This is a genomic window from Marinobacter sp. OP 3.4 (assembly GCF_036224885.1).
Lineage (GTDB): Bacteria > Pseudomonadota > Gammaproteobacteria > Pseudomonadales > Oleiphilaceae > Marinobacter.
The window spans coordinates 34,302-50,321 of record NZ_JAVVLT010000070.1 but is presented as its reverse complement, the minus strand read 5'-3'; the positions used below and the strand labels follow the sequence as shown (position 1 = coordinate 50,321).

Genomic DNA, 16,020 nt, shown 5'->3' with positions numbered 1-16,020 from the left:
GGGATGGACCGTGAATTGCGGCGAAGAAACGCCCCCAGACCCCTACTAACCCTCGGACCCGCCCCCCAATCCAAGCACCATTCACAACGAAACCACCACCAACCCTTGACCTATGAGCAACTCACAGGTTCTAGTCTACGCTGACAGATCAACCAAGTTGAGATAACCGATGAAAGTCAGCGAACTGGCAAAAGCAGCCGAGGTAAACCCGGACACCGTCCGGTTCTACACCCGGGAAGGTCTGCTCAACCCCACCCGCAATCCGGACAACAACTACCAGCAGTACGACGCCGAAGACCTGCGCCGGCTCCGGTTTGCCCGCAAGGCCCGGCAACTGGGATTCTCGCTGCCGGAAATCCGGGCCATCCTGGAACAGGCGGACGAGCACCACTCCCCCTGCCCCATGGTTCGTGACGTATTCGAAGACCGGCTGGCCAGCGTGGAGCGGGAAATCGCCGAACTCCAGCAACTGCGCGAGCGCATGAAAAGCGCCCTCAAAGCCTGGCAGGCCATGCCCGACGGCACCCCGGACGGTCATACCATATGCCGGCTGATCGAACACTGGGACGATGACCAACCCCATCATAACGGAGACTGCCACCATGGCTGATGTAGCAACCGTCACACCCGCACTCTCCATATCCGGGGCCAGTTGCCAGGGTTGTGTCGACAGGATCAGGGCCGCGCTGGCTCCCCTGGTGGATAGCCCGGACGATGTGGAGGTCGACCTGGAGCGACAGACCGTGGCTCTCCCCGACCGTGTGAACCTGGACGATGCTGCCGCAAGGGTGACCGAGGCCGGCTATCCGGCCCAGGCCCTGACAGCAGAACCGGCCTCGTGCTGTCAGGTAGGTGGTGCTTCTGAAAAACAGCAGGAAGCGCCCACGCAAACGACAGGGCCCGCCAGCTGGGAAGATCAGATACAACTCGCCGTTACCGGCGCTACCTGTTCCTCCTGCGTCGCCACCATTGAAAAGGCCCTGACCTCCGTATCGGGCATCACCAGTGCGTACATGAACCTGGCCGACAACACCGCCACCGCATACGGCAACGCCGACGCCGAGACCCTGCTACAGGCCGTGGAACGTGCCGGCTACGGCGCCTCGGTGATTGAGGACGCGGAGGCTGCGGATCGCGAAAAGCAGGCACAGGACCGCAGGGACTACCGGGACATGCTGGTCAAGATGGCCGTCAGCCTGGGGCTGGGGATTGGCCTGATGGCCTATGGCATGGGCTTCGGGTCCATGATGGTCGGCGATACCAATCAGCTCACCTGGATCAACCTGGGCATCCTGACCCTGGCGGTCATGGTGGTGACCGGGCGCCATTTCTTTATCGGGGCCGCCAAGGCCTTCCGCCATCACAACGCCAATATGGATACCCTGATTGCCCTGGGCACCGGCACGGCCTGGGTCTATTCGATGGTGGTGTCCATCTTCCCGGGTGTGTTTCCCGAGATGGCCCGCCATGTGTACTTTGAAGCCTCCGCCATGATCATCGGCCTGATCAACCTGGGCCAGGCGCTGGAACTCCGGGCCAAGGGCAAGACCTCCGAGGCGGTCCGCCGCCTGCTCGACCTGCGGGCGAAAACCGCCCGGGTGATCCGCGATGGCCAGGAGCAGGACCTGCCGGTGGAACAGGTTCGCAAGGGCGATCATATCCGCGTACGCCCCGGCGAGAAGCTGCCCGTGGACGGTGTGGTGGTCGACGGTAGCACCCGTATTGACGAGAGCATGCTCACCGGGGAGCCCATGCCCGTGGCCAAGGCCGAGGGTGACAACGTCTCCGCTGGCACCCTCAATACTCACGGTGCCATTGTCTATGAAGCCACCCGCGTGGGCAGCGAAACCGCCCTGGCCCAGATTATCCGGCTGGTGAAGAAGGCCCAGGGTTCCAAGCCCGCCATCGGCCGGCTGGCCGATAAGATCTCCGCCGTGTTCGTGCCCAGTGTGATGTTGGTTGCGGTGATCACGGCTCTGGCCTGGTTCAACCTGGGACCGGATCCCAGGGTGGTCCATATGATGGTGGCAGCCACCACGGTACTGATCATCGCCTGCCCCTGTGCCCTGGGGCTGGCTACCCCCATGTCGGTGATCGTCGGCGTGGGCAAGGCCGCCGAATACGGTGTGCTGATCCGCCAGGGAGAAGCCCTGCAAACCGCCGGCAAGCTGGACCTGGTGATTCTCGACAAGACCGGCACCATCACCGAGGGACGCCCCCGGGTTACCCATGTCCATGCGGCCGATAACGACAGTGAAAGACTGCTGTCACTGGCCGCCGCCCTGGAACGGCACTCCGAACACCCGCTGGCGGAGGCCATCGTGCATCATGCCGAAGCGCAGGCGGTGGCAATGGAAACCGTGACCGGTTTTGAAGCCCTCAACGGCAAGGGCGTAAAGGCAAACCTGGATGGCCAGACCCTGCGTCTGGGCAACCGCCGCTGGCTGGAAGAAGAGGGTATCAACCTGTCCTCCCTGGAAGACGCCGCCCGGTTGATCACCGACGACGCCGGTACACCCCTGTTCCTGGCCAGGGGACCCCTGGTCCTGGGAGTGATTGGCGTGGCCGACGCCATCAAGGAAGACTCCGGTGACGCCATCCGCCGCCTTCACGATGCCGGCATCCGGGTGATGATGGTAACCGGCGACGTGCAGGCCACCGCAGACGCCATCGCCCGCAAGGCCGGCATCGACGACGTCCGCGCCGAGGTGCTGCCCGAGGACAAGGCCGGTATCGTGGAAGAGATGCGTGGCAAGGGCTACACCGTGGCCATGGTGGGCGACGGCATCAACGATGCCCCGGCCCTGGCCGCCGCCGACGTGGGCTTTGCCATCGGCACCGGCACCGATGTGGCCATCGAAAGCGCGGCCATCACCCTGATGCGGGGCTCCCTGCACGGGGTGGCGGATGCCATCGAAGTGTCCCGGGCCACGGTACGCAATATCCACCAGAACCTGTTCGGGGCCTTTGTCTACAACACCCTGGGCATCCCCATCGCCGCCGGTGTGCTCTATCCGGTGTACGGCGTGCTGATGAGCCCGATCCTGGCGGGGGCCGCCATGTCCCTGTCCTCAGTGACGGTAGTCAGCAACGCCAACCGCCTACGGCTTTTCAAACCCGGTCACATAACCACCTCAAAGGAGGGGAACCCATGACAACGTTACTGGTCAACCTGGCAGGGCTGGCGCTGATGGGCGCCATTGTCTGGTGGTTCTGGCTTTCCGACACCGATGCTTCTGATACACAACACGATCACCACTGAGGAACGCACCATGAAACAACGGATCCTGGCCGCCGGCCTTATCGCGGCAATGGCCACCAGCTACAGCGCCATCGCCGAGGAAAACACCCTCTCCATTGAGGTTTACAAGTCCCCGTCCTGCGGCTGCTGTGGTGACTGGGTGGACCACCTGGAAGAGAATGGATTCGAGGTGGATGTCACCGACACCGCCAACCTGAACCAGGTCAAGATGGACGCGGGGCTGACACCCCAGCTATCCAGCTGCCATACCGCCTTTATCGGCGATTATGTGATTGAGGGTCATGTGCCTGCAGCGGATATCAAACGTCTGGTGGAGACGGCACCGCAGGCCCACGGCCTGACCGTACCGGGTATGCCCGTTGGCTCTCCCGGCATGGAGATGGGTGACCGGAAGGACGCCTATCAGGTACTGCTGTTCAACGAGGCCGGCCAGACCCGGGTGTTTGCGGAATATCAGTGATTCGGCCTCATAGGGCCACGCTGACTACGCATTGACCAGCAAGTCGTTTATGATTGGGGCCATTGTCCCGGCCCGTGAATTCACTGACTCATGACAGGGCGCCCAGACCTTCGTCAGGGGGGAGAAAACCCGCCGGGACGCGGTATCCAGTCCGGAAGGAAAACGCCTTGAGCCTCAAGACACGCATTCTGGGCCTGGCCACGGCCCTTATCCTGGTGGCTTCATTCGCCACCTGGGTGGCCTACCGCGCCCTGTCCGAGGACATCATCGAGCGCTGGGGCCAACAGGTGGCGGAGATCCAGGTACGGTACGACAGCGCCCGACTGCTGCAGTCCCTGGAACGGGAAATCGGCCTGGCCCGCCAGATGGCCGACTCCTCCACCCTGATCCAGTGGGCCCAGTCTCCGGATGACCCGGCCCTGGAGGCCGCCGCCATCCGACAGATGGAGAGCTTCCGCGCCAATTTCCACGACAACAGCTATTTCGTGGCCCTTCGGTCCAACGGCCACTACTACTTCAACAACGCCAGCAACGAATTCGCCGGCGATCAGTTCCGCTACGTACTGGACCGCCAGGATCCGGACGACGCCTGGTTCTTCCAGTTGATCGAGGAAGGCCGCGACTTCCACCTCAACGTCAATCCGGACACCGAACTGGGCGTCACCAAGCTCTGGATCGACGTACTGATGCGGGGCTCGGACGGCGAGATCCTGGGCATGGTGGGGACCGGCCTGGAGCTGGATTCGTTCCTTCAGGACATTGTCGATATCGGCCAGGATGGCATCACCACCCTGTTCGTGGACTACAACGGCGCCATCCAGCTCTACCGCGACCGCAACTACATCGACTTTGCCAGCATCATCAAGCCCGAAGGCCAGAAGAACACCGTTGACCTGCTGTTCGACGACCCGGACGACCAGAAGAAGGTGCTGGGCATGCTGCAGATGCTGAAGAACAGCGGCGGCGAACAGGGCAAGGTGACCAGCAGTTTTGTCACCGTGGATGGCCGCAAGCATCTGGCCGGCGTGGCCTACCTGCCGGCCATTGGCTGGTTCGAGATCACCCTGCTGGACCTGGAAACCCTGCTGCCGGTGAGTTACCTGTGGCCGCTGGTGGCGGTATTCCTGGCCACCCTGCTGGTGACCCTGCTTCTGTTCCACCTGCTGATCAGCCGGCGGGTACTGAACCCGGTGATGGCCCTGGAAGAGGCCGTGAAGCAGGTCCGCCAGGGCAATTTCAGGCTGCCGTCGCTGCCCAAGCCCAACAATGAGATCGGCCGGTTAAGCAGTCACTTCGAGCAGATGGCGGCCGCCCTCAAGGACTCCACCGAAGACCTCCAGGGTCAGGTGGACGAGCGCACCCGGGACCTGCACCGGCTGGCGCGCCGGGATCCGCTGACGGAACTGGGCAACCGCCGGGCCCTGGATGAACTGTTCGCCGGCGAGATCGAACGGGCCCAACGGGAGGGTAACGGCTTTGGCGTACTCTGGCTGGACATCGACCACTTCAAGACCATCAACGACGAACAGGGCCACCAGAGTGGCGACGCCATCCTCTGCGATGTAGCTCACTGGCTGCGGGCCAGTCTGCGCCCCTATGACCAGGCCGGTCGCTGGGGCGGCGACGAGTTCGTGGTCATCCTCTCCCCCTGCGACAGCCATACCCTGGCCCACATCGGCCAGCGGGTACGCAGCCATGTGGAAACCCAGAGCCAGGCCATGGGCATGCCGGTCACCATCAGCGTCGGCGGCCACCTGGCCAGACCCGGGGAAACCCTCGACGAGATTCTCAGACAGGCCGATCAGGCCCTTTACCAGGCCAAGCAGTCCGGGCGCAACCGTCTGGTGACCAGTGACCAGGAGGTGCCGGATACCGAGACCAGCGAATAACGGTTAACCCGGCAGCAGCTCGATCGGATAGCGGATGGTGGAGCGGCCAGCGCCATCCTTCTCACCGAAGTTCACCAGTTGCAGGCGGGCGCAGATCTTCGCCTCCAGGGTCGGCTGGTCCAGGGACGACTCCACCACCTTGCAGCTTGAGACCGTACCACTTTCCTCGATGACCAGTTCCGGCGTCACCGTGCCCCGTAGGGAGGGGTTACGCCGCAACGCACGGTTGTAGATGCTGAACACCGCCGCCTTGTTGGCGTCCATGGTGCGGCGCAGTTCCTCACGACTGCGGCTGACCTGCCGGGGCGGCGCCGGGGTGGGCTCGGCCTGGGGAACGGGCTCTGGTGAGGCGGTTTCCCTGGGCGCCTGCACCTGGGTTTCCTGGCGCTGTTGCAGTGCCACCTGCCGGGCCTGTTCCTCTGGCTGGTGGTCGGAGACCCCCTGGGAGCGTTCGCTGGTAGCCTGTTCGGCCAGGCGATCGGTATCCGTGGCCGCCGGCGAATCGCTCCGCGCCCTGGGGCCCTGCAGCGAGGTGTTACCGGAACGCTCCCGCAGGGCGGACAGTTCGCTGCTCATAGCCATGATACCGGTGTTGCGGGCGGTTTCCCGGGCCTGCTCCTCTTCCGAGGGTTGCGGGCTGGGGGGCTCGGGCTCCGGGGCTGCAGCGGTCTGTTCCGCCGGGGCCGGCTGGGGTGCCGGCTCGGGCGCGGGCTCCGGTTCCGGCTCAGGCTCGGGCTGGGGTTCCGGCTGCGATACCGGTTCCGGCGTGGGCTCGGGCGCGGGTTCTGGCTCAGGTTCTGGTTCGGGCTCCGGTTCCGGTTCTGGCTCGGGTTCAGGTTCAGGTTCAGGCTCTTCTTCCAGAATCAGCTCCGCCAGCTGCGGCGGCTCCTCTGTCTCTTTCGGCGGTGGCTCCGGTATCGGCATGAACTCCAGCACCACAATGGCGACCAGGAACACCGGCGCCAGCACCCAACTGATAATCCGCAGACGACGACGGTCGCTGTCACTCTCTTCCCAGGGCAATCCATAGCGGCGCTCAGCCATGTTACGCGCCCTCCGGATTCTTCTGGGTGACCGCCAGGGAAATGGCCGAGTATCCCGCCTCGGTGCAGGAAGCCATCAGCTTGCGCAGCACGGCGTAAGGCAACTCCTGGTCCGCCAGGATATTCACGGGTCGACCCGGCACCGCCTCGTCATCACCGGCGGCAGCGGTTTCCCCGGCCCGCTCGGGCACCTCCAGTGCCGACAGGGCCTGGGTCAGGGGCGGGGCAACCGCCGCTTCACTGGCGTCCAGATCCGCCCGGGTCATGATCAACTGGCCATTGAGCAGGATATTGTCTTCGGTGACGATCAGGGTCGGGGCGTCCTCCGGCGACTGCTGGGATGTGGACTCCGGTAGCACGATTTCCGGGTTGTCGCTGATCAGCTGGTTGTCCGCCGAGGAATTCACCATCAGGAAGAACACCAGGATGGTGAAGATATCCATCAGCGACACCAGGTTCAGCTTACCCTGGTTCTTGGTACGGCGATGATGGCGCCGCAGCCGGCGGGCCCGTGGGGATTCCTTCACGGCGATACCTCCCCGACACGGCCCTGCGGGGCGTCACCCACGGAGATATTGGGGAACAGCTTCACCTCCACCAGGCTGGTCACCTCCACGGTGTGGAACGAGCGCACCGTGTCCATCACCCCGATCAGGGTCTGATAGTGGGTGTCGGGGCTGGATTTGACGGTGATGTCCTCCTGCTCCGGCCATTGCTTCTTGAGCTGCTTCATGACCAGCAGCAACTGGTCGTAGTCCGGCGTTGTCGTGTCGCCTTCGTCAACGTCGCTCACCGGCAGCGGCGGGATCTCCCGCAGCACATGGCCCTCGCTGTCGGTGACCGCAAGTTGCTGCCCGGTGATGATCACCACGGGCCGTATCGGCTGTTCCTCGGCGGCGGCACCGGAACTGCGCGGGAAGTTGAGCTCGATGATGGTGGTGCGGGCAAAGACCACACTCATCAGCAGCACCGGCACCAGCACGATCATCAGATTGAGGAACGGGGTGACGTCCAGGTCCGCTTCACTTGTCAGCCGGCGATGTCTGCGCCTCATGGCGTTCTCCTGACCAATGGCATCCGCGGGAGCACTCAGTTCGAGGGAGTGCCCGTCGCCCTGGGCGATTGCGGCCTTGCCGCCTGGGAAGCCGGCGCGCTGGCCGTGGCCGGATTGGCATCACTGATCAGGTTGAGCACCTTGATGCCCGCCATCTCGAAGCTGTCGACGATCTCGTTGGTGCGGGTCTGCAGCAGGGCGTGGATCAGCAGCAGTGGAATAGCGGTGATCAGTCCGAAGGCGGTGGTGCTCATGGCCAGGGAGATACTGCTGGACAGCATGGCCTGGCGGTTGCCGGCGGCTTCGTCGGCCCCCAGGGCGGTAAAGGCGTCGATCAGGCCGAAGATGGTGCCGAGCAACCCCAGCAGGGTCGCCACGTTGGCGAGGGTCGCCAGGTACTGGGTGCGCTTCTCCAGCCTTGGCATCACCTCCAGCAGCCCCTCCTCCATGGCGTACTCGATATCCTCCCGGGGCTGCTTACGGGCCAGGCGCAGCAGGCCGGCGCCGATCATGGTGGCCATGGCACTGCCGGAGTCACGGGCGTAGTTCAGGGCGCCCTTGAGATCCTTGCGGTGCAGCATGTCGTGTAGCTTGCGGAAATCCCGGCGATTGATGTGTTTCTGGGTGGTCAGGTACAGCCAGCGCTCCACGGCGACAATGAGTCCGATCAGCAGGACAATGGCGATAACGACCATGAAGGGGCCGCCGTCCTGGAAGAAGCCAGCAATGGATTCGATCATGGGGGTTTACTCCTGGGTGTCCTGTGATCGTGATTCAAGTCGGGTCTGGTGGTAGTCGAGGCGCCGGCGGAAGTTCTCCCGCTCCAGCGGTGCCGGGGTCTCCCCCGTCATCAGGCGGCGTTCCATGGGTTCCGGCCCCTCGCTGGCAACCGGTTGCCAGGGCACCAGGTAGAGCACGGTGGGCAGTTCCTGTTCTCCCTGGATGCGGGTACCCTCGATGGTCACCACCTGGCCCTGGCCGCCCGCCTGCTGACTCTGGGCAGGTCCGGCGATCAGTAGCATCAATACCGTCAAGGTTAACGACATCCGCCCGTGGCGACTGTGCCGGGTTTCCCGCTTTTGTGTTCTGACGTTGTTCATGTCACTCATAAGGACCATCAAAGTCGGTTTTTGAGATCGGCTACCCATTGCGCCACCATCGGATCCGGCTCCGGCAGTAGCGCTTGGTATTGCTGGTACAGGTCCAGGGCATCCTGGTGCCGGCCCTGGTACAGGTCCAGCAGGATGCCCAGGTTGCGAATGCTGGGCAGGTGCTCCGGATCGGCGGTCAGCGCCTGTCGGTAGTAATCCTCCGCCTGTCCGAACTCACCGTCCTGGCGGGCCAGCACGCCCAGATGGTTGAGAGCATCCGGCTGTTCGGGATCACTGGCCAGCACGTTTTCAAAACAGGCTTCGGCGGCGTCGGTCTCCCCGGCCCTGAAATCCAGGATGCAGAGGTTCACCAGTGGCCCGGACAGGTCGGGCCGCTCCCGGTGCAGTGTGGTCAGGGCCCGGCGGGCCTGGTCCGGCTCATTCGCCATCAGGGCCACCGCCTGCTGGAAGCGGCCACGGAACTCCGATGAAATCGCGGCCCCGCTGCCAGAGTCATCCCGTCCGATATCCGGTGTCGACGCACACCCGGCCGCCAGCACGACGACCCATAGCCACCCCGCCCGCCAGGTATCATTCCAGTTCATGGACGGCACCTCCGGTCTGTTCCGGCTTGTTGTATCGCGCAGGCAGCAGTTTGCCCAGGGCCTCGAAGCTGCGACGAATCCAGCTGTCATAATGGCCGTCGCGGGTCTGCGCCACGTTCTGCTCGTGGATGGCAATGGCATCGTCCTCGAAAGGGTAGGCCTGTTCCTCCAGCAACAGCTCGTACTGCATCTGCTCCATGTCACTCAGGCCCGGCGGGCGCTCCGACGCCATCAGGTCCCGGGCCAGGAGACGATAGAGCTCCGCCAGCCGGTAGCCCGCCTGGCTGTGGTAGTCCTCGTGGCCATAGGCGGCGGCTTTTTCATAGCCATCGGCGGCCTCGTCCAGGGCATCCATCTTGGCCCGCAGGTTGTCCTGCAGGGGCAGGGTCAGCTGGATGGCCTCGAAATCGGCCCGGGCCTGGTCCGCCAGGGTGATGGCGGCCTCCGAGGCCAGCATGGCGGTACGGTTGTCGGCGCTGTCGCCAAGGCGATCGGCGGTGGCAACCTGCTGTTCCAGCCAGTACCGGCGCTGGCCGTCGTCGCCCTGTTCGCCGCTGAGCTCCGCCAGCCGGTTGGCGGCCTCCATATAGGGTGACACGGGTTCCGGATACTGTTCGGCGTACTGGCGGTAGGCACTGATGGCCTCGGCGCGGTTGCCGCCCCGGTCATAGAGTTCCGCCGCCAGCCAGCGGTTTTCCCGCTGCTGTTCCGGGTCGGTGCTGGCATCCGCCAGGATAGTCAGCTCCTCCGCCGCCAGTTGCCACTGGCCGGTCTCCCGGTAGGCCAGGGCCATGCGGGAGGGCAGTTGCCCGGTCAGTTCGTGGTTGGGCTGCGCCGCGCGCAGGTCATTCATCACCATCAGGGCGTCGTCGTAGTCGCCCATCTCCAGCAACAGGCCGGCGGCGTCGTAGCGGGCGCGGGCGCTGATCTCGGTGCCCGGGGCCGACTGGGCCACCCGCAGCCACTCGGTGACGGCGCCCTGCTTCTCGCCGGCGGCCAGCAACTGTTCACCCTGCTGGTAGACCGACGCCGCCAGGCTGTCCTGCAACTGGCTGCGGCGTGGGTCCTCCGCCGGCATGTCCGCCAGCGCCTCGGTGTAGGCCAGCTCGGCGCTGCGATAGTCGCCGGTTTCGTAGTAGCTCTGGGCCTGCAGCAGCCGGGTTTCCAGGGCCAGGGTGGGATCCTGCAACGGCTGCCAGGACAGCAGGCGATCACCCAGCTCCTGCACGCCCCGGTGATTGCCAACGGCGGCCTCGTACTGCACGGCGGTGTAGAGGATGGATTCGGCCCGGGGATCTTCCGGGAAGCGGGTGGTAAAGCGGATGCGGCTTTGCTGCTCCAGATCCGGCCAGGGGCTGTCGGCGTCGTCGGTGAGGCCGGATTGCCGGTAGGCCAGAATGGCGGCGTAGCCGGCCTCGGCGGCCCGGTCATGCTGACCGTGGTCGTAGGCCACCCGCTCGAAGAGCTCGATGGCATTGCCCCACTGCTCCTGGGCCAGCCGGGTCTCCGCCAGCAGGAACAACATTTCCGGGGTCTTCGGGTGATCCGGGAAGGTGTCGGCGAAATCCAGGTAGTAGGTGGCCGCCAGGTCGTACTCCTGGTCCCGGGTGGCTGGATCGGTCGCGTCCTGGGCCTTCAGGTAGTGGCGGTTGGCCAGTTCCGGCAGCAGGATGATCAACTGGTCGCGGATGGCGCCCCGCACCGTATCCGGGGCCTGTTGCCAGTAGGCACTGCGTACACCGTACCGTTCCACGAATTGGGCCTGGGCCGCCGGAACCGCCTCCGGGAAGTCGCCGGCCCGGTAGATGTCCATGATGCGGACGGCGTAATGGGGTGCCTGGTCGCTGAAGGGGTGGGCGTCGATGTACTGCTGATAGACCGCGATGGCGTCGGTGTACTGCTCCCGCTCCTGGAGGTGTTGCGCATAGCGCTCGTAGACCAGGGGTTCCCAGGGTTTGGGGCCGACGCGCTCGAACAGGTCGGCCACCGCTGGCGCGCCACCCTGGTAGGTGAAGGTCAGGCCCAGCACCCGGAACAGGTCCTCCACCAGGGTGCGGTGCTGGCGGTCCAGGTCCCCGGGGGTGGCGTTGTCCGGCAGTAGCCGGTCCAGGGCGTGGCTGTAACTGATCACCGCCGTGTCGTAGTCGCCCTGGCGGAACTCGGACCAGCCTTTCATATAGAACGAATGGGTGGCGAAGGTCTGCTGGCGTTCGTCCGGTGCACCGTCGCTGGCGCGGATCACGGCCGCATAGCCGGTTTCCGCCGCCGGATAGTCACCCTCGATAAACAGCAGTTCGGCACGGCGGAACTGGGCTTCCACCCACAGGGGCGAGTCCGGGTACTGGTCAATCAGGGCTTCCAGTTCCTGTCGCTGGGCGGCACGATCCCCCTTGAGGTCATGGATGCGGGCTAACTGATAGCGGAATCGGTGGTTCTCACTGTGCGCCGGATTCTCTGCCAGCAGCTTTTCGTAACCGGCGATCACCGGGTCAAAGGTATCCTCGGCGGTATCCGCGTAGCGACGCTCGGCCTCGATGAACATCAGGTCGTAGAGCCGGTATTCCGCGGCGTGGACCGCCTCAGGCTCATCCAGCAGCACCAGCAGTTCCCGGTACCGGGTTATCAGCTCGTCCAAGTTGGCCGCCAGGGCTTCCGGTGCGATTTCCAGGCTGTCCCGGTCCTGGCGGAACTGCTGGTCCAGCAGCCGGGTTTCCGCCAGCCTTGAGGCCAGCAGGTAACGGTGGGCCTGCTGCTGGTCGCGGCGGTAGTAATCCCGCAGTTGCGCCAGCAGGCGGTCGCGGGCATCCGAACGGGCGTCGGCAATGGCACTGGTGAGCCCTTGCAGGCGGCGCTGGCTGTCCTCCACCCGTTGCGACAGGTCGCCGACGGCGCCGGGGCTGGCCATTTCCTGTTCCAACCGGGCCTTGCGGTCGGTGAGTTCGTCCAGGGCGGCGTCGAGACGGTTCAGTTCCCGGCGCACCCGCCAGCGGTTGGGCCCATAGTTGTCCGCCAACTGCCAGGTCAGGGCCGCCGCCACCCGATCCAGCTTGCGGCGCTGCTCCGCCGTGCGGTCATCGTCGGGCAGTTGCGCCAGGCGTTCCCGGGCCCGCTCCAGCCGGTCGCTGAGGGCCCGCTGTTCGCGGGTCATGAAGTAGGCCGCGTCCTCCCCGGCCTCGGCCTGCTCCACCTGCTGGTGGAAGGCCCGCTGGCGCTGGTACCACTGGTCGTCCTCGATGCCCGCCAGGGCTTCCCGGGTCTGGCGGATACGGTCCTCACGCTGCTGGCGACGGGTCTCCAGCATCAGGTTGAAGGAGGCCAGCTTCTGGTCGCCATCCGCCAGCAGCCGCGCCATCTGGTTGAGTTCGTGGAAATCCTTGAGGGCCCGCTGGAAGCGTTCACCGGCTACCAGTTCCGCCAGCCCGGCGGCGTCCTCGTCCACGCCCGGCGCCGGCATGACCTCCAGGCGACCATAGGGATCGGTGACGATAGCCTCGGGGAATTCCAGCAGGGTGGGCCCGGGCAGCCAGCGTTGCTCGCCCCGTTCTTCCGACGCGAACACCACGGCCGCCAGCAGGTCGGCCTCGTCCGGTGCCACCAGGCGACCGGCGGCACCGTCGTAGCGCCCCTGCCAGTAGGATGCCGCATCCCGGTAGGCCACCAGCGCCTGGTCGCGGCGACCGGCTCGTTCATGGAGCACGCCCCGCACCAGGGCCATCTGTTGGGGGGAAGCCTCACCGCTCTCGCTGGCTGCCCACTGGGCCAGTACCTGTTCGGCTTCCTCGCCCTCGGCGGAGAGGGTTTCCAGGCGTCGGGCCCGGGCGCCGAACAGGCTGTCGTCATCGATGCCCGCCAGGATCTCCGGCACCTGGCCATGGTCACCGGACTGGTAGCGCAACGCCGCCAGGGTCAGGCGGATACGGTCCTGTAGGGCCTCGCGCTCGCCGGCGACGGCGTCCTGCCAGTCATCCTCTTCCGCCAGCTCCCCGGCGAGGGAGGCCAGCGCTGGTTCCCGGTTGTCATCGCGACCGGTCAACAGGCGGTTGTAGCGCAGGTAGGCGGCAAACAGGCTGTCGTCCGGCAAGGCGGCCAGTACCCGGTCGAGTTCCGGAGCGCGGTTGCCGCCGTCATCCTGCAGGGCAATCTGCCCCTCCAGGTACAGGGCTTCCCGGTAGAGGGCCGGTTGCTGTTCCCGGAATACCTCCTGGTCGAGTTGCGCCAGGGCGTCGCGGCCGCTGTCGTGGTCCCCTTCCAGGTAGAACACTTTCGCCAGGTAGAACCAGGCCTGGTTGCGCTGGCCCGGGTCCACGGACTCGTCCAGCAGCTGTTCAAAGCGGTCCCTGGCCTCCCCCAGCATGCCCCAGGACAGCATCAGCCCGCCCTCCACCAGATCCGGGTGCCGGCCGTGCCCCTGGATACCACCTTCCTGGCGGGCAACGGCGAGACGGGTCAGGGCATCCAGCGCGTTACCCTGGTAGTACTCATAGAGCACTTCGCCCCAGGCAGGGTCCTGGGCACGGGTTGGCGCTTCCTCCGCCGCCATCACCGACAGGGAAACACCAACCACCAGGGCCACGCTGGCCTGGCGGATGCGCAAGGCCAGGCGATGACGGGTGAAGCCTGGTTTCACGGTTACTCCCACTCCACCAGTTCAACGGCTGGCTGGTAATCCGATGAGCGGTCGCGGATGCGAACCTCCAGGGTGGCGGTGCCGGTCCCCTTGTCGAGCTGGTAGGTGGCCGCCTTGCGATAGGGCCGGTTCTCGGGGCCGATGCCATCCACGAACACGGTCACCTCGTGCTCACCGGTCTTGAGGTTACCCATGTGCAGACGCTGCATGCCGCCCCGGCGCAGGGCATCCACCTGACGGGCGGTATACAGGTGACTGGCCACCACGTCGTCCCCCACCTTGAGCTTGACCGCGTCCAGGGACAGGAACTCGCCGGTCTCCACACTCAGGAACACGGCAAACTGGGTGCTGGCCGGGAACAGCAGGTCCTCTTCCAGCACGAACAGGTCGCGGTTGAGTTCGATCACCTGCTTGCGCAACTGCTCCACCTCCATGCCCACGGACTCTGCCTGGCCGTCGTTATCCTGGGCCATGGACAGGGGCGACCAGGCCAGCATCAGCAGGGCCACCCAGGTGAGGAGCCGACGGTTGGGGGTGCGATGGTCAGGTGTCATAACAGGCCTCGGAAATTCCACTGGTCCGGCCCCCACGGGGGCCGGAGATCGTTCAGTATTCAAACAGGACGGACGCCCGGGTCACCCAGGCATCAAAGCCGTACAGGGGCTCCTGCCCGGGCAGGTAGTCGCCGCTGGCGGTCACGTCACGGAAGTTGTCATAGTCGAAATCCAGGTAGTCCACCAGCAGCCCCAGTTGCAGACGGTCGACGCCGGGCACCGAGATCTGCTCCCACTGGTACTGAACACCGGCACTGAAGGTGATCCCGGAGAAGGTGCTCATTTCCTTGTCCCGGGCCAGGTGGGTCTGGGAGTTGGCGTAGTCGTACAGATCGCTGTAGAAATCCGCCTGGTCCTGGCTGTAATAGCGGATGCCGCCCTCCAGGGTCCAGTTCGGCCCCAGACCATGGACATAGCCCAGCTCCACGGTGTGGGCATCGATGCCCCAGTCATCGGTGAAGTAGCGATAGCTGCCTTTCACCGAAGCCCGCCAGGGCAGGTAATAACGGCCGTTTACCGCTGCCGACACACTGGTCCGGGTATCCGGGTAGCGTTCCGGCTGGTAGAGGTAGTTGGTGGGATCCGACGGGTCGACGTAGCGGTTCACACGATAGGGGTTCTCCAGGAATCCCTCGTCGGTGACCACCTCAAAATCCAGCCCCATCACACTGTTGGGGGTCAGCACCTGGCTGATACCAAGCTGGTAGTTCTGGCGGTCCGCCTCTTCCTCGAAGCTGTCGTTACCCACTTCCATGACCGTGTCCCAGCCCCGGGCGTATCCGATGGTGAGGGTGGTCATGTTGCCGAAGAATTCCTGGCTGATGCCCAGATAGAGGGTGTTGGCCTCGTAGTCGTTCTCGCTACTGTTGGTGTAACTGAGGCTGAGGATGGAGTTCCCCTCCAGGTAGTCCGCCCCCAGGGTGTACTCGGTGCGTTCCTCGGTATAGGGGCTGGCGGTGGCCAGTACATCCACCGAGGCGGCGGATACGGAATCCACGTAGTACTGACCGCTGAAGGAGACCTGGTTGCCAGCCCCCTTGCGGACCAGCACCGAGGGCCCGTCGATGGTCATGCCGCCACCTTCATAGCGATGGTAGAACGCATCCACCTTGTCTTCCGGCAGGGTCGCCCCATGGGCGCCGGTGGCCATCAGCAGGAGCATCCACAGCAGCGCAACGGTGGCAGGGCGACGGTCAGTTACAGCCACAACCACCTCCTGAGCTACCCTCGGCCCCACGGGCGGATTCCCTTGCACCGTAGACGTGCTGGATATAGTTACCGGCTTCGCCCCGGCGGCTGTCCAGCATCACCGGGTCGGCCAGGTTGGCCCGCTGGTAGGGCTTGACCCAGGGTTCCGGCGCGGAGCACCCGGCCAGTAACAACACCGGCAGGACACAGGGCAGGAAACGACGCATGCTGGCGGCCCTCATGATCG

14 protein-coding genes are annotated in these 16,020 nt (G+C 65.0%); 4 read left to right on the top strand and 10 right to left on the bottom strand.

Annotation, left to right across the window (positions count from 1 at the left end; translation table 11 throughout):
• The first annotated feature begins 169 nt into the window (after window positions 1-169).
• The 4 genes from RO069_RS12565 (at window position 170) to RO069_RS12550 (ending at window position 5,611) form a co-directional block, all read left to right on the top strand.
• Window positions 170-610 carry a MerR family transcriptional regulator gene (locus RO069_RS12565; RefSeq protein WP_328187940.1) on the top strand — a complete coding sequence of 147 codons (441 nt, stop codon included), beginning with the start codon at window positions 170-172 and terminating at the stop codon, window positions 608-610.
• The gene (locus RO069_RS12560) at window positions 603-3,155 is read left to right on the top strand and encodes a heavy metal translocating P-type ATPase (RefSeq protein ID WP_328187938.1); all 2,553 of its coding nucleotides are present in this window, start codon (window positions 603-605) and stop codon (window positions 3,153-3,155) included. Before RO069_RS12565 ends, RO069_RS12560 begins: the two co-directional genes overlap by 8 nt.
• Before the next feature lie 117 nt (window positions 3,156-3,272).
• Window positions 3,273-3,722 carry a DUF411 domain-containing protein gene (locus tag RO069_RS12555; protein WP_328187936.1) on the top strand — a complete coding sequence of 150 codons (450 nt, stop codon included), beginning with the start codon at window positions 3,273-3,275 and terminating at the stop codon, window positions 3,720-3,722.
• 167 nt (window positions 3,723-3,889) lie between these two features.
• Window positions 3,890-5,611, top strand: coding sequence for a sensor domain-containing diguanylate cyclase (locus RO069_RS12550; protein ID WP_328187935.1), 1,722 nt, complete (start codon window positions 3,890-3,892; stop codon window positions 5,609-5,611).
• A 3-nt stretch (window positions 5,612-5,614) separates the two neighbouring features.
• Here RO069_RS12550 and RO069_RS12545 read toward each other — a convergent pair whose 3' ends face one another.
• The 10 genes from RO069_RS12545 to RO069_RS12500 are packed head-to-tail and all read right to left on the bottom strand — an operon-like array spanning window position 5,615 to window position 16,015.
• On the bottom strand, window positions 5,615-6,655 hold the full coding sequence (locus tag RO069_RS12545; RefSeq protein WP_328187933.1) for an AgmX/PglI C-terminal domain-containing protein: 1,041 nt from the start codon (window positions 6,653-6,655) through the stop codon (window positions 5,615-5,617).
• Between the two features lies 1 nt (window position 6,656).
• The gene (locus tag RO069_RS12540; RefSeq protein WP_328187931.1) at window positions 6,657-7,181 is read right to left on the bottom strand and encodes an ExbD/TolR family protein; all 525 of its coding nucleotides are present in this window, start codon (window positions 7,179-7,181) and stop codon (window positions 6,657-6,659) included.
• Window positions 7,178-7,708 carry an ExbD/TolR family protein gene (locus RO069_RS12535; protein WP_328187930.1) on the bottom strand — a complete coding sequence of 177 codons (531 nt, stop codon included), beginning with the start codon at window positions 7,706-7,708 and terminating at the stop codon, window positions 7,178-7,180. The genes RO069_RS12540 and RO069_RS12535 overlap by 4 nt, the downstream gene beginning before the upstream one ends.
• A gap of 35 nt (window positions 7,709-7,743) precedes the next feature.
• Window positions 7,744-8,448, bottom strand: coding sequence for a MotA/TolQ/ExbB proton channel family protein (locus tag RO069_RS12530; RefSeq protein WP_328187928.1), 705 nt, complete (start codon window positions 8,446-8,448; stop codon window positions 7,744-7,746).
• Between the two features lie 6 nt (window positions 8,449-8,454).
• Window positions 8,455-8,808 (bottom strand): hypothetical protein, encoded by a 354-nt coding sequence (locus RO069_RS12525; protein WP_328187927.1) that lies wholly within the window; start codon window positions 8,806-8,808, stop codon window positions 8,455-8,457.
• A 17-nt stretch (window positions 8,809-8,825) separates the two neighbouring features.
• Window positions 8,826-9,404: a tetratricopeptide repeat protein gene (locus tag RO069_RS12520; protein ID WP_328187925.1), complete on the bottom strand. Its 579-nt coding sequence runs from the start codon at window positions 9,402-9,404 to the stop codon at window positions 8,826-8,828.
• A complete protein-coding gene (locus tag RO069_RS12515) occupies window positions 9,391-14,031 on the bottom strand; it encodes a tetratricopeptide repeat protein (protein ID WP_328187923.1) in 4,641 nt (1,546 codons plus the stop codon). Before RO069_RS12515 ends, RO069_RS12520 begins: the two co-directional genes overlap by 14 nt.
• Window positions 14,032-14,033: 2 nt before the next feature.
• Window positions 14,034-14,585, bottom strand: a complete 552-nt coding sequence (locus tag RO069_RS12510; protein ID WP_328187921.1) for an AraC family transcriptional regulator — start codon at window positions 14,583-14,585, stop codon at window positions 14,034-14,036.
• Between the two features lie 52 nt (window positions 14,586-14,637).
• Entirely contained in the window at window positions 14,638-15,792 is a 1,155-nt protein-coding gene (locus RO069_RS12505) for a DUF3570 domain-containing protein (protein ID WP_328187919.1), read from the bottom strand.
• The gene (locus RO069_RS12500; protein WP_328187917.1) at window positions 15,779-16,015 is read right to left on the bottom strand and encodes a DUF4266 domain-containing protein; all 237 of its coding nucleotides are present in this window, start codon (window positions 16,013-16,015) and stop codon (window positions 15,779-15,781) included. Before RO069_RS12500 ends, RO069_RS12505 begins: the two co-directional genes overlap by 14 nt.
• Window positions 16,016-16,020 lie beyond the last annotated feature (5 nt).